We start from the raw sequence: 20,191 nt of genomic DNA on the forward strand, positions 1-20,191 counted from the left end.
AGGATCAGAAAGAGGCCGCTACTGCTTCTTCTGCGACGGCTTGCGCGGGGGGCGCGGGGCCGCAGCGGCGGGGGTTGGCGTCCCACTCATCTTGTTGGCGGCCTCGCTGACGTCGAGCAGCGAGCGACGGATATCCTCGAGATAGCCCGCCGATTTCTTCTTCATGACGTCGGCAAGCTCGTGTAGCCCCTTGATCTTCTCGAACAGCTCGTCGGCCTTGCCGTCGACGAAGCCGGGCATCACACCCTCGATCTTCGTGACCGCCTTGTCGAAACCCGCGAAGGCGCTGTCGACCTTCGCCATGACGGAATCGATCTCGCCGCCCTTGCTCCGGAGATCGGCGGTGTAATTTTCGAACGTGCGCAGGCCGTCCTTGATGGCGGGGGCATTGCTGACGATCGTGCGATCGACGCTGTGCAGCGTCTCGACGATGGATTCGGCGTCGCTGAGGTCGGCGGTCAGCACGGGGATGCCGTCCGCGTCCAGCGGCACCGGGGGCGCAGTGGGAGCGCCTCCGATCAGCGAGATCGCGGCAACGCCGGTGAGACCCTGGAACTCGATGCCCGCCACGGTGTCCTTGCGGATCGGCGCGGTGTTGTCGAGCATCACCAGCGCCACGATCCTGCGCGGACTGTCCAGCTTGATCGACAGGATCTGGCCCGCGGGCACGCCGTCGAAATTGACCGGTCCGCCGCGGCGCAGGCCGCTGGCGGACCCGCCCTCGAACACCACGCGCAACTGGCTGCGGCTCTGGATGGTGCGCCATTTCTGCACGCCGAGCAGGCCACCGAACGCCACGGCGATCACCGCCAGCGTCGCCGTTCCGATCACAAGATTGCTCGCGCGTGCCATGCGGCTGAGTCTAAGGCCAAAGCAGGGAAGTTGGAAGAAGGCCGCGATGGTAAGTAGGGCGGGTTAGCGAAGCGTAACCCGCCGCCTTCTTCTCCACTCGTCAAATGCGGCGGATTACGCTTCGCTAATCCGCCCTACGGGCTTTAGGCGTCTCAATGCCCGGCCGCGCGTTTTGCCGCGGCGTTGTTGAGGACGATCAGGGCATCGACCGCGACGCCCGTCCTGGTGTTGATCAGGAACGGGTTGATGTCGATCGAGGCGATTCGGTCGCCCGCATCCGCGATCAGATTGGACAGGCCGACCAGCGCTTTCACTGCGGAGGCCTCGTGCAGGGCCGGCTTGCCGCGGTAGCCGCGCATCTTGATGCCGGCCTTGGTGCGGCCGATCAGGAGCCCTGCCTCGGCCTCGTCCAGTGGCGCGCCGGCGAGCGCGACGTCCTTCATCAGTTCGATGTCGATGCCGCCGGTACCGAACAGCACGACCGCTCCCATCTCGGCATCGAGCGAGGCCCCGACGACGAGCTCGAGCTCGGCCTTGACCTGTTGCGCGATCAGGATGCCGTCGAGCTTCGGCTTGCCCTTCAGCTTTGCGACCCGTGCGGTGATGTCGGCGAATGCCTTCTTCACCTCGGCCGCGCTGTTCAGGTTCAACACCACGCCGCCGATGTCGGATTTGTGCAGGATCTCGGCGCTGACGACTTTCGCCACGACCGGGAAACCGATCTGCTTGGCGATCTTCGCGGCCTCCGCTGCCGTCTGCGCAATCGCCTCCTTGGAGATCGGAATGCCGTAGGCCTTCAGCAGCTTCTTCGAGGCGACCTCGTCGAGCGCGGCGCCGCTGGCCGATCTCAGCGCCTTCTCCAGCACGGCGCGCGCTGCGGGCTTCGAGCTGGAGACGATGTCGGGCACTTCTTTCCGCAGCTTCGCATAGGCGAGCAGCGATTTTATCGCGGTCACCGCCCGGTCCATGCCCTGCATGACGGCGAGATGCGGCAGCGACTTGCGCAACGACTTGGTGAACTCGGTGAAGCCGATCGACATCGCGCTGATGTAGATCACGGGCTTGCCGCCCTGGCGCGCCATCTCGTCGACGATGCGCAAATTGCGCTCGCGCAATTCGTGCGGCGCCTTCGGCAGCTCCGCATCGACGATGACGATGTCGATGTCGGGATCGTCGATCATCAGCTTGATCGACTTCATGTAGACGGAGGGATCGACCACCGCGGCAAAGCCTGCGTCGAGCGGATTGCCGACGATCGACCCCGGCCCAAGCATCTTCGCCAGCTCGGAGCCGACGTGTGGGCTGAGCGGCGCAAAGTTCAGGCCCTCGGCATAGAAGGCATCCAGCAGCATGCCGCGCTTGCCGCCGGACAGCGTGACGGCAGCGAGCCGATCGCCCCTGGGAACGGCGGAGTGAACGAAGCACTCGGTCGTTTCGATCAACTCGTCGAGTCCGCCGACCCGGATCACGCCTTCACGCGTCGCGATCGCGTCGAACGTCTCGATCGAACCTGCCAGCGCGCCGGTGTGCGCCATCGCCGCGGCGCGCCCGCCCTCGGAGGCGCCGAGCTTGAGCGCGATCACGGGCTTGCTCGCCGCGCGCGCCGCCTTGCAGGCTTTACGAAAGGCCTTGGTGTTGCGCACCCCTTCGAGGTAGACGACGATCACCTTGATGCTCGGATCCTCGGCGAAATACCGCATCAGATCCGGCGTCTCGAGTCCGGCCTCGTTGCCGGTCGTCACCATGTAGCCGACGCCGACACCCCGATCTTCCAGCGCTTGCCGGATCGCCATGACGATGGCGCCTGATTGCCCGGCGATCGCCACCGCACCCTGCTCCATGGTGACGATGCGGTCGTCGATATTGGTGAAGAGCTTTTCGCCGGCGCTCAGATTGCCGAGACAGTTCGGCCCAGTGACGGCAAGCCCCGTTTCGCGTATGGCCGCCTGCAATTCGGCGGCGAGCTTCTGGCTTTCCTCATCCTGCAGCTCGCTGAAGCCCGAGGTGACGATGGTGGCCGAGCGCGCGCCGGCTGCGGCGGCATCGCGGATCACCTGGACGGCGAAGCGGGCCGGCACCAGCACCAGGACGTGATCGGGCTTCTCCGGGAGGCTGGCAAAATCCTTGTAGCAGGTGACGCCCCAGATCGCGTCGCGCTTGGCGTTGACCGGATAGAGGCCGCCCTCGTAACCGTACTTGATCAGATTATTCCAGATGCGTTCGGCATAATTGCCGGGCTTGTCGGTCGCTCCCACCAGCACGATGTTGTGCGGGTGCAGCATGGCGTGGATGCCCTTGACGATGTCTCCGGCATCGGGCGGTGGAGACCATGGGCGCCGAGAAACCGATGCGGCAGGCACTTGAGCTTCCATGCGCTTCCCTCACTTCTTGTTCTTGTTGCAACGCGCTGTCGTGCGCCGGCTTCGGAGGCTGATCGTAGCGGGCTCCATGCCGCGCGGCGGAATGGGCAAGGCCTGACGACAAGACCTGATCATGAGGCTAGCATCACGAGACTTTTGGCGAAAGTGCGAACGGTCCGGCAAGATGCTAGGAAACCGTGACGCATATTCTCTCAAATGGTGATCATGCCGCTTCTGTCCATCGTGGTGCCGACCCTCGATCGTCCCGACACGCTTCGCCACGCGCTCGCGACCATGGCGTGCCAGCCTGCGCAAGCCGATTGCGAGTTCATCGTTCAGAACAATGGCGGCAATCCCGAGATCGCGAAGATGGTCGCAGACCTCCAGGACGGGCGTTTCAGGCATTTTGCCAGCGAGACCGTCCTGACCATGACCGACAATTGGGAGGCAGCGCTCGGCCATGCTTCGGGCGAGTACATCGCCTTCCTCGGCGACGACGACGGATTGATGCCCTATGCATGCGCCACGGCGTCGAGCGTGCTCGCCGACCGAAAGATCGATCTCCTGAGCTGGGATGCCTACAGCTATTACTGGCCGGGCTACTATCATCCGGCCTTCCGCAACCGGCTGCTCGCCGAGATCGACCTGACGTCGTCGGCAAGGCGCGTCTCGTCGCGAAGCGAGCTGGCGCGCATCTTCTGCTTCCAGGCTCACTATGCGCATCTGCCGATGATCTACAATTCGTTCGTCCGCCGCAGCGTCGTCGACCGGATGCGCGCGGCCTGCGGCCGCTACTTCATCGGCCTCTCGCCCGACGTCGCATCCGGTATCGCCAACGCCGCGCTGACAGAGAGTTTCGTCCGGCTGTCACGGCCTCTGAGCATGGCCGGCTTCTCGCAGCACAGCACCGGCCACGCGCTGTTCTTCGAGACCACGAATCTGCTCGAAACGTCGCGGGGGGCGCGCGATTTCGGACCCATCGACGACGATCGTCAGCTCCCCGATCTGAATGCTCTCCAGCTCTTCATCGCCAAGGACATGCTCGACCTCAAACGTCTTCTGCTGGCGGATGACGACGGGGTGCGGCTCGATTTCAAGGCTCTGGCGCAAGCGCTCGCGACCGACATCAACAATCGCCCGCCCTTGTATGACCGGACCGTGCAGACCATCGGCGAACTCGCCCGCATGCACGGATTCGACGTCGCCGACATCATCATTCCTGCCCGTCTTGCGGATCGGCCTCCCCCCGGAAAGGGTATTTCCGTCATAGGACAGAACCGCGTGCTCTACGAGCTGGATGGTTCTGCGCTCGGGCTCAGCTCGATCGCGGATGCCGTGCGCGTGATCGCTCAGTTCGTTCCGGATCAGGCGCCGTTCGATCCGGCTGCCCTGGAGGCTGCCGTGCCCGCGCCGGTGCTCGGCCCGGAGGAGCTCGATTTCAGCCGCGGCGGGGCCGGTACCGCCGCGCTGATCGAGGGGTGGAGCGAGCCGGAGCAATGGGGCACCTGGTCCATCGCCAGGAATTGCGTGCTCCGCTTCGCGATCGATCCCTTTCCGTCACGGCCGGTCGCGCTCGTGCTGGCGTGCCGGGCGTTCGTCTCGGATGGAAATCCACGACTGCAGGCGATTTGCCGCGTCGGCGACGGACCGCAGCAGCAATTGTCGTTTTCGAAAGGTTCGTTCGCGGGCCAGCGCAGGTTGATGCTCGATCCCGCCGCGATTTCCGCCGACGGGACGCTGACCATCAGCCTGTCGCTATCCGATCCGCGCTCGCCCGCTGATCTCGGATTGAGCTCCGACGCGCGCCCCCTCGGCATCGGCCTTGAGCGGGCCTGGCTCGATGACGATGCCCGTGCGTCACCAAGCCGCTGATGGCCGCCGGCTCAGTAGCGCAACAAGCTCAGCTTGTGGGCGTAGTGGAAGACGGCCTGCCTCGCGAGATAGGGCGCGATGGCGCGGCGGATCTGCATCTGCGTCGGGTCGAAGCCGAGCACGCGGCGCCGCAGGATGCCCATCTCCCTGACACCGATCGCATAGGTCGACGCCGTCTTCTGGGCATCATGGATTCGGAAGCAGGCGAGAAATCGCGGCAGGCGCACGAATTTGAAACCCGCTTCCTGCGCCCGCAGGATGAAGTCCCAATCCATGGCATAGTGGAAGCTTTCGTCGATCGGTCCGATCTTGTCCCACACGCGCTTGCGCCAGAACATCGTCTCCTGCGGAATGTAGTCGGCATATTGCAGCGCGCGTCCGTCATGGGGCGGCAGCACGGCACGGCCGACCTCGAGCCCTTCGCGATCGACGAAGACGCGATGCCCGTAGACGATGTCGACATGCGGATGCGACATGAAATAGTTGGCGACATAGGCCAGCGTCCCCGGCAGCAGCATGTCGTCGCTGTTGAGATAGGCCATGATCTCGCTGTCGACGCCGGCGAAGCCGAGATTGATGGCGTTCGACTGCCCGCTGTCGGGTTCGCTCTTCCAGCTGATGCTCTCGCCGCGGCTCTTCAGGAGATCGACCGTGCCGTCGATCGAGGCGCCGTCCTGCACGTGATAATGCAGGTTCGGATAGTTCTGGCCGACGATGCTCTCGATCGTGGCGCCGAGATATTGCGCCTGGTTGTAGCTCGGGGTCACCATCGCGATCCGCGGCGCATTTTCGCCGATCGAGGGGGCCGGCGGGAAAGTCGTCAGGTTGAGCAGGCGCGGCGGATATTGCTCGAAGGTCCACATCGGCGGGCGCCGCCACAGGCTCCGGAGCGAGGATCGCCTTTGCCCGGCGGCGATGAGATCCAGATTCCTTTCCAGGAGCGCGACGCGATTGTCGAGCTGCTCCAATCGCTGTTCGAGGCGCTGCCTGAACTCGTCGTCCATCTATCGTTCTTTCACAAAATCACAACGTGCAAAATCAATGGCCCTTCTTACAGGTCTCCGGTCGGCAGCGCCAGTTCACGGTCCCGCTCGACGCGACTTCCCGGCAGCTCCGGCGTGATTTGAGAGGGCTCGATCGATCCGTAACAGGCGGATTGCGAACGGCTATTCACCTGTTCCGATCGAGGTAGCGTGCAGGACATAGCGCTCCGGGCCGGGCGTGATCGCGTCGAACGGCCAGCATGTCGTGAGCACGAGTTCCACACCCTGCGCCGAACGATCGATGCCCGACGCGTCGGCATCGACAACGGCCGAATAGTCTGCCCGATAGCGGAAACGCTTTCCGTCGCGGCGGGTGATCTCAATGACGTCTCCGACGGAAACGTTCCGCAGGAAGCGGAAATGCGTGTCACGATGTGCCGCATATACGGCAACCCCGCGCTCGCCGGCGTCAGCCGTTTGGGGGATATGGCCGGGCCCGAAGGCAAGCGCCTGGCCGCTGGCGCCTTCCAGAACGATGGCGGTGGCGCCGATCCGCTTCACCTCGATCCGCGCGACCGGCCAGGTGTCGGCCCATGACCATGGCTTGACCACCTCGCCCGTCGCAACGCTCCTGTCGAAGGCGCGCTCCAGCAGCCTTTGGGCAAGCCACGCCTTGGCGTGGATGTAGGCGCCGTCGCCGAACAGTATGAGTCCGATCAGGGCAAGAACCAGAGGAGAGACGAGGCGGGGCATTTGTGTCTGCGCTCGCAATGACCCAAAAAAGACGCGCGCGGCCGTTGTGTACGGGACGGGCGACCGCGCGCGCTAAACAGAGGAGTTCGGGGAAGCTCCTCTCTCAAGCAGCGTCGGTGAGCAAGGGCCGACGCCGGTTGAACACGAACAGGATCAGGGCGAGCGCGATCAGGATCAGACCCGCGATCATCTTCAGCTCGGCCGAGGTTGCCGTCTTGGGTAGCCGGATCGCATCGGGCGCGGCAGGCGCCGGACGCCGCGCGGCCGGTGAAGTCGCCGCATCCGCATGGCGCTCGCGCAATTGCGTTGGGAGCTGCGGGCGCTCGCCAAACACTTTCTCGAAATCCCAGCCGGCGGGCAGGTTGATCGGCAATTCGCTGAGCTTGAGGGCTGCGCCTTCGGGGCGGCTCGGCGTCTTGTCGACGGCGACAAGGCTGGTCAGGCGCGTGACGATCTGGTGGTCGAGTGCCAGCGCCAGGATCGCCTTGTCGGCCTCCTCCGGCGTAAGCTCCCGCATGGTGCGCGCCACCTCGGCGTCACCGATCTTGCGCCTGGCCCAGAGTTTCGACAGGCCCTTGCCTTCGGCGGCATTTTGCAGCGGCAGCGTCACCGACCATGGACGGTCGCCGACGCGGCCCTTGATCTCGAGCGAGCCTGCAAGCTTGTCGAGCTTCGCCGCCAGCACCAGCGGCTCGTCGCGATAGACGTCGGGAATGATCGCAGGCGTGACGTCGGCCTTGGCCTCCGAGAATTTCGCGGAGAGGCCGGTCACGGCCGGGTTTTCGAGCTTGGCAAACAAGCCGCGCATGCGTTCCTCGACCTGCTCGACGGAGCCGATATGGGTGAAGGCGCCACGGCCGAGCTCGGCCGCACGGGTCATCAGATAGGTGTTGGGCGCCGACCCGATGCCGACCATGAAGACGCGCGAGCGGCCGCGCATCGCCGTGATGGTTTCGAACAATTGCTGCTCGTTGCCGATCGCGCCGTCGGTCAGGAACACGACCTGGCGAACCATCGCGCTGTCGCCGAGCTTGTCGGCCAGCGCGGCGCGCATCGCCGGCACCATCTCGGTGCCGCCGCGCGCCTGCAATGCGCTCACGAACGAGGTGGCCTCGCCGACATGTGCGGCGTCTGCCGGCACGGAAGCTGGAAACAACACGTCCATGGTGTCGTCGAAGCGGATGACGTTGAAGCGGTCGGCCGGCTGAAGGCGGGACAGCGCGTAAGTGAGGCTCGCTTTGGCCTGGACGATCGAGGTGCCGCCCATCGACCCCGAATTGTCGATCACGAACACGACCTCTCGCGGCAGCGGCTTTTGTGTCGTCTGCTCGGCGCTGGGCGGGGTGACGAAGGCGAGCAGATAATCGGAATCGCCGACATGCTCGCGGAACAGGCCGATCGACGGCGCCTTCTCGGCGGCGGGCTTCCAGGTCAGCTCGAAGTCGCGGTCGGCGGGGACGACGCCGTCGGCGAGCGTGACGACGCGTGCCATGTTGTCCGGACTCTCGATCTTGACCTTATGATGGGAGCTCTTGACCTCGCCCAGCACGAAGCCTGCCTTCAGGTGCACCGTGATGGTGGTCGTATTGACCGGAGCAGTCTTGGCGGGATCAAGCACGGGTGGCGAGATGCGGTCGCGGTCCGGCACCGGGTCCGAGGTCGCCGCGCCCCAGCCCGATCCGTCCTTGCGGAAGTCGACGCTCTGGACGATCGGCGCCGGATTGTAGCGCGGTCCGACCACCAGCGGCAGACGGAGCGAATATTCGTTGCCGGATTGATGCACGGGCTCCTGATATTCGATCTGCACCAGCACGGTTTCGCCGGGACCGATATTGGCGACCGAGTTGGTGAAGATGTTCGGCCGTTCCTGCTCGGTGAGCGCGGCCTTCTGACCGGCGCGGCGCGCTTCCTCGTAGATCACGCGCGCCTGTTGACGCTCCTTGATGTCGCCGACGATGATACGATCGCCGACCACCATTTTCAGCGTATCGACGGCGCCGCCGGTCGCGAGCGGATAGACATAGGTTGCCGCGACCCAATCCCTGGTCGGGTTGCGGAAGATCTGTGTGACCCGGGCGCGCAGAGTCGGGCCCGATACCGTGACGTCGACGTCGATACCGAGGCGGATCGCCTCCGTGGTGACGCCGTCGTCCTTCAGGAGCAGCGTGCCGGACCATGCATCGCCGGGCTGGAGCAGGCTGGCCTGATCGGTCGTTGCCGACCAGCTCGTCCCGAAGCTGACGAGCAGGGCCACGAAGGCCATCAGCATCACCGCGACGCCCTGCGCGAGAAGAAACAATCCAAGCTTGATCAGCCCCCTCAACACGGGATGATCGTCGATGTCGGCTGTGTCGTAGGTGTCCATTTGGCTTGCTCCCGAAGGACGTTTGCTGGCTCCGAGCATTCGCCGGGAGGGCCCGATGTCGCGAGCAGAATGATCGGCAATGTTCCGCCATGGCCGGCCGGGAGCACCAAAGCCGGGGCGGCCATGTGCGGTTTTGTGCTGGTTTGTCCGGCCTGCTAGAATGGCCCTCCCAAGGCAGGGCCAATGATGCAGACGCAGGACAAATTCACCGACAAGCAGCTTTCGGACGAGCAGAGCCGCGAGATCGCGGAGACCATTCGCGAGGAGCTTGCGAGGCGCCGGATCTCCCGGCAGATGCTGGCCGAGCAGGCCAAGCTCAGCCTGTCGACGCTGGAGAAGGTGCTCGGCGGCCGGCGGCCGTTCACGCTGGCGACGACGGTCCGGCTTGAGCAGGCGCTGGGCGTTTCCTTGCGCAAGAGCCCCGTCGTGGTGGCGCCTCAGCCCGCCAATGACGTCGCTCCCGACAGTCTCGGCTCCTATGCGCATCGCGCCGTGACCTGGATCGAGGACGTCTACATCACGTTGCGGCCATCGTTCGGCGACAAGGACGCCATCTTCGCCTACCGCACCGAGATCGTCTGGGAGCCGAAGGTCTCCTCACTGGTTTTCCGCGAGGGCGACCGGACCGACGCGGCCTACGAGCATACCGGCGAGGTCGCCGTCCCTCATCAGTCCGGCTTCATCTATCTCGTCATCATCAAGCACGGCCAGCACCGGGTGATCACGGTGTCACGGCCGACAGTGTCCGGCGAGATGTACGGCATCATCTCGACGCTGCGCGCGGGCCCCGGCTCGCAGCTCACGCCCATCGCGGCACCGATCGCCTATGTGCCGCTCCGGAACGTTCCGAAGCCGACATTGGGGCGGATTGCAGCGGATGATGCCAACCATGCCCTGTATCGAAAACATTTGCGTCGCACGGTGGAAGAGCCTTTCGCGCTGTTTTTGACGCTATAGTCCGCAAGAAATAGTCCTGCAGCGGCGTCGCATGCGTCTATAAGGATCAACCATGCAGGACGTGCCCGCGCGACATGGCGGCGGATCACCGCTGTTCTCCATCATCATCCCGCTCGAATATCACCGCGGGCAATGGGAGCAGTCCTGGCTCGGCTGGACCTCACAGACCGCGGACAAGTCCCTCTACGAGATCATCCTGGTCGTGCCGCCCGAGTTCAAGGGGCGCGAGGAGTTGAAGGCGCTGGCCGGCGACGAAGCCCGCCTCGAGTTCACCGATTCCGAGCACGACATCGGTCTGTGCGCATTCGGTGCAACCAAAGCCCGAGGCAGCCATCTGTTCTTCACGGAGTCGCATTGCTGGCCCGAGGCCGACGTGATCGAGCAGTGCATCCGTGCCATCGAGCTTCATCCCGACTGGGCCGGCTTCTCCTGCCATTCGATCCCGATCTGCCACAATCGGCTCTCGAAAGCCGAGGCTGCGATGTACCAGGCCGACATCGAGTTCGGCATGACGCAGCATCCCTGGCGCAAGGTGCTCGATCAGTGCTTCGTGACGCGGCGTGACGTCTATTGGGAATGCGGGGGCCTGCGCAAGGAGCTCGGTCATTTCGCCGAATGGGTTCTGGCTGCGGCCTATCACGCGAGAGGCCATACCATCGGTTATCTGCAAGAGGCACGCTTCCACCACTATTACATCGGCGAGATCGGCGAGCTGAAGACGTTCACGCTCGATTTCGTTGAGGGCGAGATCCGCTATCTCGGCGAGGCGCGCCGCGATCCCGGCAGCGAGCTGCTCGAAGTGCCGGTCGAATGGGTCGAATGGGTGGGTTTCGACCGATCGCTCGCGCGTGCGGCGATGAATGCGCTCGCGCATTACAGCCTCGCGGGCCGAGGCTGGAAGCGGCCTGGCGAAAAACTGCGCGCGTTCTGGCAATGGGGTACACTTGCTTTATGCGGCGATCTTCCGGCGCGCCTCGCTGCGCGCCTGGCGGTGATGCAGGCGCAGGCCGGCCTGAGCGCATTGATCCTGATCGGGTCGAGCGAAGCGATCGCGAAATGGATGAGGCGCTACATCGCCTCGCTGATCCATCTGCAGAGGCTTGAATGCATCCGTCGCCTTCGCGGCCAGGCCGGGCCCGCGGCGAGATTCCTGGGAGATCGCGTTCTCGGGCAAGCCGGTTTCCATGCGCTCGAATCGTCGGCGGGACACAGCTTCCGCTGGAGCGAGCCGCAGGCCGCCGTTCGGATCCGGGGCAGCGAAGGTCGCAACATCGTTCGGATTCGAAGCCCGGCCTTGCGCGCATCGCTGCGCGAGATCGGTCCGCACTTCTATCTCGATGGTGCACGCGTGGGTGGCGCCGCGATCGCAATCGGGGCCGACGTCTACACGATCGAACTCGATCTGCCGGCCTCAGGCACCGCCATTCTGGCGTGGTCGTGCCCCCTGCTCAGGGGCATCGGTGATACCCGCCGCCTCGGCCTTGCCGTGGAATCGATCGAGGTGAGCCGGGACACCGGGTCTTCGATTCAGTCCGAGCCGGGCCAGCAAAGCCGAGTTGTCGCCGGTCCGCTGAAGCCGGATTGAGATGGCATGGCCTTCACACCGATGCGGAGCCGCTTCCCCAGGGAAGCGGCTCCGCCCGTGAGGAGAGCTAGCCCCCGGTTTCGGCGCTGATGACGTCGCCGAACAGGTCCCATTTGCCGCCTTTGAACTGCATCATCTTGAGCTGCTCGATCGGAGCAAAGTCGTTCAGGCTGGTGTTGATCTTGATGCCGGGGATCAGCGTGTCGGGCGCGTAATCCTTCAGGCTTGCGGCCTGCTTCATCACGTTCTCGCGCGTCAGGTCGTCCCCGCACTGCTTCAAGGTCTGCACCAGCGTCTGGGCGGCGGCATAGCCGTAGACCAGGTTGGTGTCGGTGATGTCCGCACCCGGCATGTACTTGCCGACAAACGCCATGAATTTCTTCATGCCCTCGTCGTCCTTCCACTGCGGATCGGCCGCATCCTTCAAATAGCCGGCGGACAGCACGCCTTCCGACGCGTCGAGGCCCGCCGGCTTCATCACGGCGCCGATCGAGATCGAGACGTCGGTCATGACATGCATCGGCCTCCATTCGAGCTCGGCGATCTTCTTGATCGCCTGGGCCGCGAATTTCGGGGTCGAGATGTTGACGAAGACGTTGGCGCCGGTGCCCTTCAGCTTGACGATGTGGGAATCGATCGACGGCTCGGTGGTCTCGTAGCTCTCTTCGGCGACGATCAGCGAAGAGGCCTTGGCGCCGAAGATCTCCTTGATGCCGGCGACGTAGTCCTTGCCGAAATCGTCGTTGGCATAGAAGATCGCGACCTTCGCGTCAGGCTTTGTCTGCAAAATGTACTTGGCGAAGATCCGCGCCTCGACCCGGTAGCTGGGCTGGAAGCCCATGGTCCAGGGAAAGTTCTTCGGGTCGTTCCACTTGCTGGCGCCGGTAGCGAGGAACAGCTGCGGCACCTTCTTGGCATTGTGATATTTCTGCACGGCGGTCTGGGTCGGGGTGCCCAGCGCGTTGAACACCAGGAACACCTCGTCGCTCTCGATCAGCTTGCGGACCTGCTCCACGGTCTTGGGTGGCGAATAGCCGTCGTCATAGGAGATCCAGTTGATCTTGCGGCCGTTGATGCCGCCCTGGTCGTTGATCATCTTGAGATAGGCTTCCTCGGTCTTGCCGATGATGCCGTAGGCGGAAGCGGGACCGGAATAGGCCTCGACATTGCCGATCTTGATCTCGGTGTCGCTGGCGCCGGTGTCGTATTTCTTCTGCGCGAAAGCGCCCTGGGTGGAGAGCACTGTCAGGGCGGTTACCGCGGCGAGCAGGGCGAGTTTCTTGTTCTTCATGGAAATTCCTTGGGGTTTCTTTGGGTTTCTTCTGGGTTGGCAGGCACGTCAAAAACAAAAAAGCGCCCGCGAGGGGCGCTCCGGTCAGGCGTTGGCGACTTTCTTGTCGACCTCGGAGGCGACCGAGAATTCCTTGCGCAAGGTCGGCTTGTGGATCTTGCCGGTGGCGTTGCGCGGCAGCGCGTCGACGAAGCGGATCTGCCGTGGACATTTGAAGCGCGCCAGATTGGCCGTGCAATGCGCGAAGACGTCGGCCTCGGTCAGCTTCTGGCCGGGCTTGACCGCGACGATGGCAAGGCCGACCTCGCCCCATTGCGCATCAGGGACGCCGATCACGGCGGCTTCGGCGATCGCGTTGAGCTGGTGCAGGACGTTCTCGACCTCGGCCGGATAGACGTTCTCGCCGCCGGAGATGTACATGTCCTTCCAGCGGTCCACGATGTAGTAGAAACCTTCTTCGTCGACGCGCGTCGCATCGCCGGTGTGCAGCCAGCCGTCGGTGAAGGAGGTCTTGTTCGCCTCCGGCCTGTTCCAGTAGCCCGGCGTGATGTTCGGGCCCTTCACCCAGAGCTCGCCGAGCTCGCCGATTTCGGCATCGCTGCCGTCGGGCCGCACGATGCGCACCTCGGTGTGCAGCACGGGCTTGCCGGCGGAGCCGGCCTTGCGAGCCGCATCCTCGCGGTCGAGCACCAGCACGGCCGGCGAGGTCTCGGTCATGCCGTAGCCCTGCTGCAGCGCGACGCCGCGCGCTTCCCACACTTTGAGCAGCGGCACCGGCATCGGGGCGCCGCCGACACCGCCGACGATCAGGCGGGAGAGGTCAGTCGTCGCGAAGGCGGGGTGTTGCGCCATGAACTGGTAGATCGCGGGCACGCCGAAGAACACGTTGATGCCTTGCGCGGGATCGTTGATCAGGCCGAGCGCGATGCCGGGGTCGAAGACGCGCATGATCATCACGGTGCCGCCGGCGTGCAGCACCGGATTGGTGTAGCAATTGAGCCCGCCGGTGTGGAACAGCGGCAGCACGGTGAGCAGCACCGAGGACGGTCCGATGCAGGCGGGCCCGCCGAGATTGACGCAATTCCAGAAAGTCATGCCATGGGTGATGGTGGCGCCCTTCGGATGGCCCGTGGTGCCCGACGTGTACATGATGGTGGAGACGTCATCGAGCGTGACCTCCTCGGCGCGGGCGAGCGGCTTGGCCGCCGCGATGCCGGCCTCGTAGGATCCGCCGGGGCCGAGCAGCAGGCTGGTCGGGATGTTGCAGAGTCTTGCCACGCTCAGCGCCGTCTCGGCGAGATCGGTATCGTGGATCATCACCTTCGGCGCGCAGTCGCCGGTGATGAACTGGAGCTCGGGAACGGTGAGGCGGGTGTTCAGCGGCACGAAGATCGCGCCCAGGCGGCCGCAGGCGAATTGCACCTCCAGCGTATCGGTCGTGTTCAACGCCAGCACGGCGACACGGTCGCCGCGAGCGACATTGAGTGAGTGGCGCAGGAACGAGGCGAGGCGTGAGACGCGGCCATCGAGCTGCGAATAGGTGAAGCGGCGCTCGCTCGCGAGGTCGATCACCGCGACCTTGTCAGGTGTGCGGCGGCCATGGTGAATGATCCAGTCGTAATAACGAACGGCCAAAATTCCTCCCTCGGCGGTCTTTTGCCGCCCGCCTTCTTGTTGTCCGTGCACCATGCCCGGCGTGGCCCTGAGGCCAGCCGGAGTCTGTGCAGCAACGTTTTTTTGCGCCAGAGTTGGCCTGCGTGCGGGGAAAATCGTCTTGCGTTGAGTTGCTAGGCTGCTTCCACGCCAGGGGCCTCCGCTCCAGTCAGCCACTCCGCGCAAGTGAGCCGCCAAGGTTCCAGCCATGGTTGCCGCGACGAATCCGCCCCGGAAGGCAAGTGTGCCATGATGAGCCCGTTCTATACCGCCGAGCACGACGCCTTCCGCGACGTCATGCGCCGCTTCGTCGAGAAGGAGATCACCCCGTTCGCCCATGAGTGGGACGAGGCCGGCGAATTCCCGCGCGTGCTCTATCGCAAGGCGGCCGAGATCGGCCTGTTGGGGCTGGGATTTCCCGAGGAGTATGGCGGGATCGCCGCCGACCAGTTCATGAAGATCGTGGCAAGCCAGGAGCTGGCGCGAGCCGGCGCCGGCGGCGTCAGCGCCAGCCTGATGAGCCACACCATCGGCTCGCCGCCGATCGCGCGGGCCGCACGCTCCGAGGTGAAGGCCCGCGTGCTGCCGCAGGTGCTGTCGGGCGACAAGATCTCGGCGCTTGCGATCACCGAGCCCGGCGGCGGCTCCGATGTCGCCAACCTCGCCACAAAAGCGCGGCGCGACGGCGATCACTACGTCGTGAGCGGCGAGAAGACCTTCATCACGTCAGGCATGCGTGCCGATTACCTGACCGTAGCCGTGCGCACGGGCGGCGAAGGTGCCGGCGGCGTCAGCCTGCTGCTGATTGAGGGCGACACGCCCGGCCTGACCAGGACGAAACTGAAGAAGATGGGGTGGTGGGCCTCCGACACCGCGACGCTGCATTTCGACGAATGCCGCGTGCCGGCCGAAAATCTGATCGGCGAAGAGGGCCAGGGCTTCAAGATCATCATGCAGAACTTCAACAGTGAGCGCATGGGCATGGCGGCAGGCTGCACCGCCTTCGCCCGTGTCTGTCTCGACGAGGCGATCGCTTACGCCAAGGAGCGCAAGACCTTCGGCAAACCGCTCGCCCAGCACCAGGTCATCCGTCACAAGATCGTGGACATGGCGCAAAAGGTGGCAGCTTCGCAAGCGATGCTGGAGATGCTGGCCTGGCGGCTCGAGCAGGGTGAGAGCCCGGTTGCGGAAATCTGCATGATGAAGAACCAGGCGACGCAGACCATGGCGTTCTGTGCCTCGGAGGCCGTGCAGATCTTCGGCGGCGCCGGCTTCATGCGCGGCATCAAGGCCGAGCGCATCTACCGCGAGGTCAAGGTCAACGCCATCGGCGGCGGCACCGAGGAGATCATGAAGGATCTGGCGTCGCGGCAGATGGGGTTGTGATGGACGCCGTCATTCCGGGGCGACGCGAAGCGTCGAGCCCGGAATCCATCGAGCTCCAGACACCGTAGGGAAATGGATTCCGGGTTCATCGCTGCGCGATGCCCCGGAATGACGAGAGGGCAAAATGCTATTCACCGCCGACCACGACGACATCCGCCGCAGCTTGCAAAAGTTCATCGCCAACGAGATCAATCCTCACGTCGATGACTGGGAGAAGGCCGACATCTTCCCGGCGCACGAGCTGTTCAAGAAAATGGGCAGCCTCGGCTTCCTCGGGCTGAACAAGCCGGTCGAATTCGGCGGCTCCGGTCTCGACTATTCCTATGCGCTGATGATGGCGGAGGAGCTGGGCGCCATCACCTGCGGCGGCGTGCCGATGGCGATCGGGGTGCAGACCGACATGGCAACGCCGGCGCTGGCGCGGTTCGGCTCGGACGAGGTGCGGCGCGAATTTCTGGCGCCGTCGATCGCGGGCGATTTCGTCGCCTGCATCGGTGTCTCCGAACCCGGCGCGGGATCTGACGTCGCCTCGATCAAGACGCAGGCGCGCTCCGATGGCGACGATTACGTCATCGATGGCGGCAAGATGTGGATCACCAACGGCACCCAGGCCGACTGGATCTGCCTGCTCGCCAACACCGGCGACGGCCCCGTCCATCGCAACAAATCGCTGATCTGCGTGCCCATGAAGAGCAAGGGCGTCACGATCGCCCGCAAGCTCGACAAGATGGGCATGCGCTCGTCCGACACCGCGCAGATTTTCTTCGACAATGTCCGCGTGCCCAAGCGCAACCGGATCGGCGAGGAGGGCAAGGGCTTCACTTACCAGATGATCCAGTTCCAGGAGGAGCGGCTCTGGGGCGCGGCAGCCTGCCTGAAGGCGCATGAATACATCATCGAGCAGACCATCGAATACACGCGCAACCGCAAGGCCTTCGGCCAGAGCATCCTCGACAATCAGGTCGTGCACTTCAAGCTCGCGGAGATGCAGACCGAGGTCGAGCTCTTGCGCGCGCTGATCTATCGCGCCGCGGAGCAGCTGGTCGCCGGCGAGGACGTGACGCGGCTCGCCACCATGGCCAAGCTGAAGGCCGGCCGCCTCGGACGCGAGCTCACCGACGCCTGCTTGCAGTATTGGGGCGGAATGGGCTTTACCAACGAGACGCCGGTCAGCCGCGCCTATCGCGACAGCCGCCTCACCTCGATCGGCGGCGGCGCCGACGAGGTCATGCTGATGGTCCTGTGCAAGATGATGGGTACGCTGCCCGGCAGCAAAGGAAGCTCCTGATGATCACGCTCTATCACTGCGACGCCGCACGCTCGTTCCGTCCGCTCTGGATGCTGGAGGAGATGGGGCTATCCTATGAGCTGAAGATGCTGCCGTTCCCGCCGCGGGTCTTTGCCAAGGAATATCTGGCGATCAATCCGCTCGGCACGATCCCCTTCATGGTCGACGGCGAGACGAAGATGACGGAGTCCTCCGGCATCTGCCATTACCTCGGCACGAGATATGCCCCGACGCCCCTGATGGTGGACGTCGCGGATCCCGCCTATGGCGCGTTCCTGAACTGGATGTATTTCAGCGATGCCACGTTAACCTTTCCGCAGACGCTGGTGCTCAGATACACCCAGCTCGAGCCGGAGGAGCGGCGCAATCCGCAGGTCGCCACCGACTATGCGAAGTGGTTCCTGGGACGCCTGCGCGCCGTCGAGGCAGCGACGGCGAATGCCGAAACCTTGTGCGCCGGCCGCTTCACCGCCGCTGACATTGTCATCGGTTATGCGCTTCGGCTGGCCGACAATATCGGGCTCGCCAAGGATTTTGGGCCAAATGTCGCAGCCTATTGGGCGCGGTTGCAGCAGCGCGAGGGCTTCAAGCGCGCGGTTGCTGCGGAGCGGAAGGCCGGCGCGGAGCAGAATGTTGCGCCGAGAGTGAGGGCGTAAGGAAATAAGGGAGGCTGTCATTCCGCGGCGCGCAATAGCGCGGACTCGGGTGCGCATTTGCGCACCCGAGAAGCTCGAAGTCGTAGCGAGAGGTTCCGGGGCCGTCCTTTGGCCGTCCCGGAACGACGTTTTTTTGCGCGTCCATGACAGCGCTATCCCGTCGTGACAGCGCCCAAATTTCCGCTAAGGTGACCTCCGTCCGCAGCGGCCAGAGAGCCGCGCGAGGAGGAGCCCAATGGAATATAACGGTCGCGAATCCGACCATCTGATGCTGATCACGCCGGAGCGGGTGTTTTACGCGGGCCTGCTCGGTCGCCCCCGCAAGCGAACCCCGGGCTGTTGCCATGTCTATGTGGCGGTGAAGGGCAATCTGCACCTGACCATCGACGACGCCCTCGCCACCGGCGAGCTGTTCGTCACCCTGCCGAACCAGCGGCATTCCATCGCCAGCGATTATCGCACCGCGATCAGCGTGACGCTCGAGCCCGAGAGCATGCCGGATGGCGTGATCGAGGCTTTGGCCAAACGGCTGACCGGGCCCGATCAGGCCGTCTACGCCCGAAAAATCCTTGCCGCTTACACATTGCTGCGCCAGCGTCGCTATGGCGACATCACCACCGCCGAGTTCGACGAGATGTGCTTTGGCGAGGCGCTGCCGCGCCGTGTGCTCGATCCTCGCGTGATGCGCGCGGTTGCGCGCATCGGGCGCTTCTCCGGCGAGCCGGTGACGGCGGACACGTGCGCGGCCGAAGCGGGCCTCTCGGCCTCGCGCTTCCTGCATCTGTTCAAGGAGGAGACCGGCATCTCGTTCCGCTCCTTCCGCGCCTGGAAGCGTGCGCGGCATCTGCTACACTTCGCCAACCAGGATCTCAACCTCGCCCATCTCGCGCAGGACATCGGCTATCCCGACTCGACCCATTTCAGCCACTCGATCCGTCGCTTCTACGGGTTGAAGCCGCGCGCGATCTTCGTCGGCTCGCGGGATCTTGCGATCTATCGCAGCACCGAGACGGTGCGGCTCGCCGAGGCGAGCTAGCTCGCTCTCGCAGGGTGGGCAAGGGCGCGCTTGCGCCGTGCCCACCACCTCTCGGAAACGGGTAAAGACGTGGGCATGCTTCGCTTTGCCCACCCCACGAAAGCTCGTCCTGTCTTCAGCTTCTCCGCGCAAGAAGCCGCATGCCACCCATCACATGATCGCAGCCGTTGAATTCTCAACGTGCGAGATATTTTTGGCATGAGCGACAAGGCCGTCATCACCTGCGCGCTGAATGGCGTGCTCACCGATCCGAAGCAGCACAACGTGCCCGTGACGCCCGAGCAGATGGCGCGCGAGGCCAAGGCTGCGTTCGATGCCGGTGCGTCCATCATGCACATCCATCTGCGCCAGCAGGCACCGGGCAAGGGACATCTGCCGTCCTGGGAGGTCGCTGTCAGCAAGGAGATTCAGCAGGCGATCCGCGAAGCCTGCCCCGGCGTGATCATCAACCACACCTCCGGCGTATCGGGGCCGAATTACTCCGGCGCGCTCGACTGTATCCGCGAAACCAAGCCGGAGATCGCCGCCTGCAACGCCGGCTCGCTGAATTATCTGAAGGTGAAGTCCGACAACACCTGGGCCTGGCCGCCGATGATGTTCGACAACGCGGTCGAGAAGGTGAAGGACTATCTCGACGTCATGAACGCGGTCGGTACCATTCCGGAGTTCGAGTGCTTCGACGTCGGCATCGTCCGCTGCGTCGGCATGTATCACCAGGTCGGCATGTACAAAGGACCTCTCGAATACAATTTCGTCATGGGCGTCGCCTCCGGCATGCCTGCCGACCCTGAACTGCTGCCGATCCTGATCAAGCTGAAGCGGCCGGAAGCGCAGTTTCAGGTCACCGCCATCGGCCGCGAAGAGATCTGGCCACTACACCAGCGCTGCGCCGAGCTCGGCGGCCATCTGCGTACCGGCCTCGAAGACGCCTTCTATCTCGCCGACGGCAAGAAGGTGACGTCGAACGGCCAGCTGATCGAGGCCATCGCTGCCTGCGCGCGCCGTGCCGGCCGCGAGATCGCAAGCCCCGCCGAGGCGCGGAAGATCTTTGGGACGAATCGCTGAACATCCTCGTCGTTCCGGGGCGCGCGAAGCGCGAACCCGGAACCTCGGGATTCCGGGCTCGATGCTATCGCATCACCCCGGAATGACGG

At 64.4% G+C, this 20,191-nt stretch carries 15 protein-coding genes; 8 read left to right on the forward strand and 7 right to left on the reverse strand.

The features are described from left to right. Positions 1-18: 18 nt before the first annotated feature. Both TSA1_RS34270 and TSA1_RS34275 read right to left on the reverse strand, forming a co-directional pair. Complete coding sequence (locus TSA1_RS34270; protein ID WP_100180163.1) at positions 19-852, reverse strand: MlaD family protein; 834 nt, start codon at positions 850-852, stop codon at positions 19-21. Positions 853-1,004: 152 nt separating this feature from the next. Then, positions 1,005-3,224, reverse strand: a complete 2,220-nt coding sequence (locus TSA1_RS34275; protein WP_100180164.1) for an acetate--CoA ligase family protein — start codon at positions 3,222-3,224, stop codon at positions 1,005-1,007. Positions 3,225-3,437: 213 nt separating this feature from the next. Here TSA1_RS34275 and TSA1_RS34280 point away from each other — a divergent pair, with 213 nt between their 5' ends. Continuing rightward, positions 3,438-5,084, forward strand: a complete 1,647-nt coding sequence (locus TSA1_RS34280; protein ID WP_245448487.1) for a glycosyltransferase family 2 protein — start codon at positions 3,438-3,440, stop codon at positions 5,082-5,084. 11 nt (positions 5,085-5,095) lie between these two features. Here the strand turns inward: TSA1_RS34280 and TSA1_RS34285 are convergent, their stop codons facing one another. The 3 genes from TSA1_RS34285 to TSA1_RS34295 all read right to left on the reverse strand — a co-directional run bounded on the left by TSA1_RS34285 (position 5,096) and on the right by TSA1_RS34295 (position 9,185). Continuing rightward, complete coding sequence (locus TSA1_RS34285) at positions 5,096-6,088, reverse strand: glycosyltransferase family 2 protein (RefSeq protein WP_100180166.1); 993 nt, start codon at positions 6,086-6,088, stop codon at positions 5,096-5,098. A gap of 162 nt (positions 6,089-6,250) precedes the next feature. Then, the gene (locus TSA1_RS34290; protein WP_100180167.1) at positions 6,251-6,820 is read right to left on the reverse strand and encodes a class GN sortase; all 570 of its coding nucleotides are present in this window, start codon (positions 6,818-6,820) and stop codon (positions 6,251-6,253) included. A 103-nt stretch (positions 6,821-6,923) separates the two neighbouring features. After that, positions 6,924-9,185, reverse strand: coding sequence for a marine proteobacterial sortase target protein (locus TSA1_RS34295; protein WP_100180168.1), 2,262 nt, complete (start codon positions 9,183-9,185; stop codon positions 6,924-6,926). 186 nt (positions 9,186-9,371) lie between these two features. On the opposite strand from TSA1_RS34295, the gene TSA1_RS34300 reads away from it, so the two are divergent. Together TSA1_RS34300 and TSA1_RS34305 are read left to right on the forward strand one after the other, a co-directional pair. Beyond that, a complete protein-coding gene (locus TSA1_RS34300; RefSeq protein WP_100181496.1) occupies positions 9,372-10,142 on the forward strand; it encodes a helix-turn-helix domain-containing protein in 771 nt (256 codons plus the stop codon). 52 nt (positions 10,143-10,194) lie between these two features. Then, the gene (locus tag TSA1_RS34305) at positions 10,195-11,727 is read left to right on the forward strand and encodes a glycosyltransferase family 2 protein (protein ID WP_245448488.1); all 1,533 of its coding nucleotides are present in this window, start codon (positions 10,195-10,197) and stop codon (positions 11,725-11,727) included. 67 nt (positions 11,728-11,794) lie between these two features. On the opposite strand, the gene TSA1_RS34310 is transcribed toward TSA1_RS34305, so the two are convergent. Beyond that, the gene (locus tag TSA1_RS34310; protein ID WP_100180169.1) at positions 11,795-13,018 is read right to left on the reverse strand and encodes an ABC transporter substrate-binding protein; all 1,224 of its coding nucleotides are present in this window, start codon (positions 13,016-13,018) and stop codon (positions 11,795-11,797) included. Between the two features lie 84 nt (positions 13,019-13,102). Continuing rightward, entirely contained in the window at positions 13,103-14,653 is a 1,551-nt protein-coding gene (locus tag TSA1_RS34315; RefSeq protein WP_174719201.1) for an acyl-CoA synthetase, read from the reverse strand. A 267-nt stretch (positions 14,654-14,920) separates the two neighbouring features. On the opposite strand from TSA1_RS34315, the gene TSA1_RS34320 reads away from it, so the two are divergent. The 5 genes from TSA1_RS34320 (at position 14,921) to TSA1_RS34340 (ending at position 20,102) form a co-directional block, all read left to right on the forward strand. Further along, positions 14,921-16,057 carry an acyl-CoA dehydrogenase family protein gene (locus tag TSA1_RS34320; RefSeq protein WP_100180171.1) on the forward strand — a complete coding sequence of 379 codons (1,137 nt, stop codon included), beginning with the start codon at positions 14,921-14,923 and terminating at the stop codon, positions 16,055-16,057. A 124-nt stretch (positions 16,058-16,181) separates the two neighbouring features. After that, complete coding sequence (locus tag TSA1_RS34325) at positions 16,182-17,345, forward strand: acyl-CoA dehydrogenase family protein (RefSeq protein WP_100180172.1); 1,164 nt, start codon at positions 16,182-16,184, stop codon at positions 17,343-17,345. Then, entirely contained in the window at positions 17,345-18,001 is a 657-nt protein-coding gene (locus TSA1_RS34330) for a glutathione S-transferase family protein (protein WP_100180173.1), read from the forward strand. Before TSA1_RS34325 ends, TSA1_RS34330 begins: the two co-directional genes overlap by 1 nt. 235 nt (positions 18,002-18,236) lie before the next feature. Further along, a complete protein-coding gene (locus TSA1_RS34335; RefSeq protein WP_100180174.1) occupies positions 18,237-19,037 on the forward strand; it encodes a helix-turn-helix domain-containing protein in 801 nt (266 codons plus the stop codon). Positions 19,038-19,235: 198 nt separating this feature from the next. After that, entirely contained in the window at positions 19,236-20,102 is an 867-nt protein-coding gene (locus TSA1_RS34340; protein WP_100180175.1) for a beta-keto acid cleavage family enzyme, read from the forward strand. Positions 20,103-20,191: the final 89 nt, after the last annotated feature.

This window comes from Bradyrhizobium nitroreducens, from assembly GCF_002776695.1.
Taxonomy (GTDB): domain Bacteria; phylum Pseudomonadota; class Alphaproteobacteria; order Rhizobiales; family Xanthobacteraceae; genus Bradyrhizobium; species Bradyrhizobium nitroreducens.

What these genes read in the sequence shown, in the direction of transcription:
- TSA1_RS34270 (WP_100180163.1), bottom strand. Translation starts at nt 852, where the DNA reads ATGGCACGCGCGAGCAATCTTGTGATCGGAACGGCGACGCTGGCGGTG.
- TSA1_RS34275 (WP_100180164.1), bottom strand. Translation starts at nt 3,224, where the DNA reads ATGGAAGCTCAAGTGCCTGCCGCATCGGTTTCTCGGCGCCCATGGTCT.
- TSA1_RS34280 (WP_245448487.1), top strand. Translation starts at nt 3,438, where the DNA reads ATGCCGCTTCTGTCCATCGTGGTGCCGACCCTCGATCGTCCCGACACG.
- TSA1_RS34285 (WP_100180166.1), bottom strand. Translation starts at nt 6,088, where the DNA reads ATGGACGACGAGTTCAGGCAGCGCCTCGAACAGCGATTGGAGCAGCTC.
- TSA1_RS34290 (WP_100180167.1), bottom strand. Translation starts at nt 6,820, where the DNA reads ATGCCCCGCCTCGTCTCTCCTCTGGTTCTTGCCCTGATCGGACTCATA.
- TSA1_RS34295 (WP_100180168.1), bottom strand. Translation starts at nt 9,185, where the DNA reads ATGGACACCTACGACACAGCCGACATCGACGATCATCCCGTGTTGAGG.
- TSA1_RS34300 (WP_100181496.1), top strand. Translation starts at nt 9,372, where the DNA reads ATGCAGACGCAGGACAAATTCACCGACAAGCAGCTTTCGGACGAGCAG.
- TSA1_RS34305 (WP_245448488.1), top strand. Translation starts at nt 10,195, where the DNA reads ATGCAGGACGTGCCCGCGCGACATGGCGGCGGATCACCGCTGTTCTCC.
- TSA1_RS34310 (WP_100180169.1), bottom strand. Translation starts at nt 13,018, where the DNA reads ATGAAGAACAAGAAACTCGCCCTGCTCGCCGCGGTAACCGCCCTGACA.
- TSA1_RS34320 (WP_100180171.1), top strand. Translation starts at nt 14,921, where the DNA reads ATGATGAGCCCGTTCTATACCGCCGAGCACGACGCCTTCCGCGACGTC.
- TSA1_RS34325 (WP_100180172.1), top strand. Translation starts at nt 16,182, where the DNA reads ATGCTATTCACCGCCGACCACGACGACATCCGCCGCAGCTTGCAAAAG.
- TSA1_RS34330 (WP_100180173.1), top strand. Translation starts at nt 17,345, where the DNA reads ATGATCACGCTCTATCACTGCGACGCCGCACGCTCGTTCCGTCCGCTC.
- TSA1_RS34335 (WP_100180174.1), top strand. Translation starts at nt 18,237, where the DNA reads ATGGAATATAACGGTCGCGAATCCGACCATCTGATGCTGATCACGCCG.
- TSA1_RS34340 (WP_100180175.1), top strand. Translation starts at nt 19,236, where the DNA reads ATGAGCGACAAGGCCGTCATCACCTGCGCGCTGAATGGCGTGCTCACC.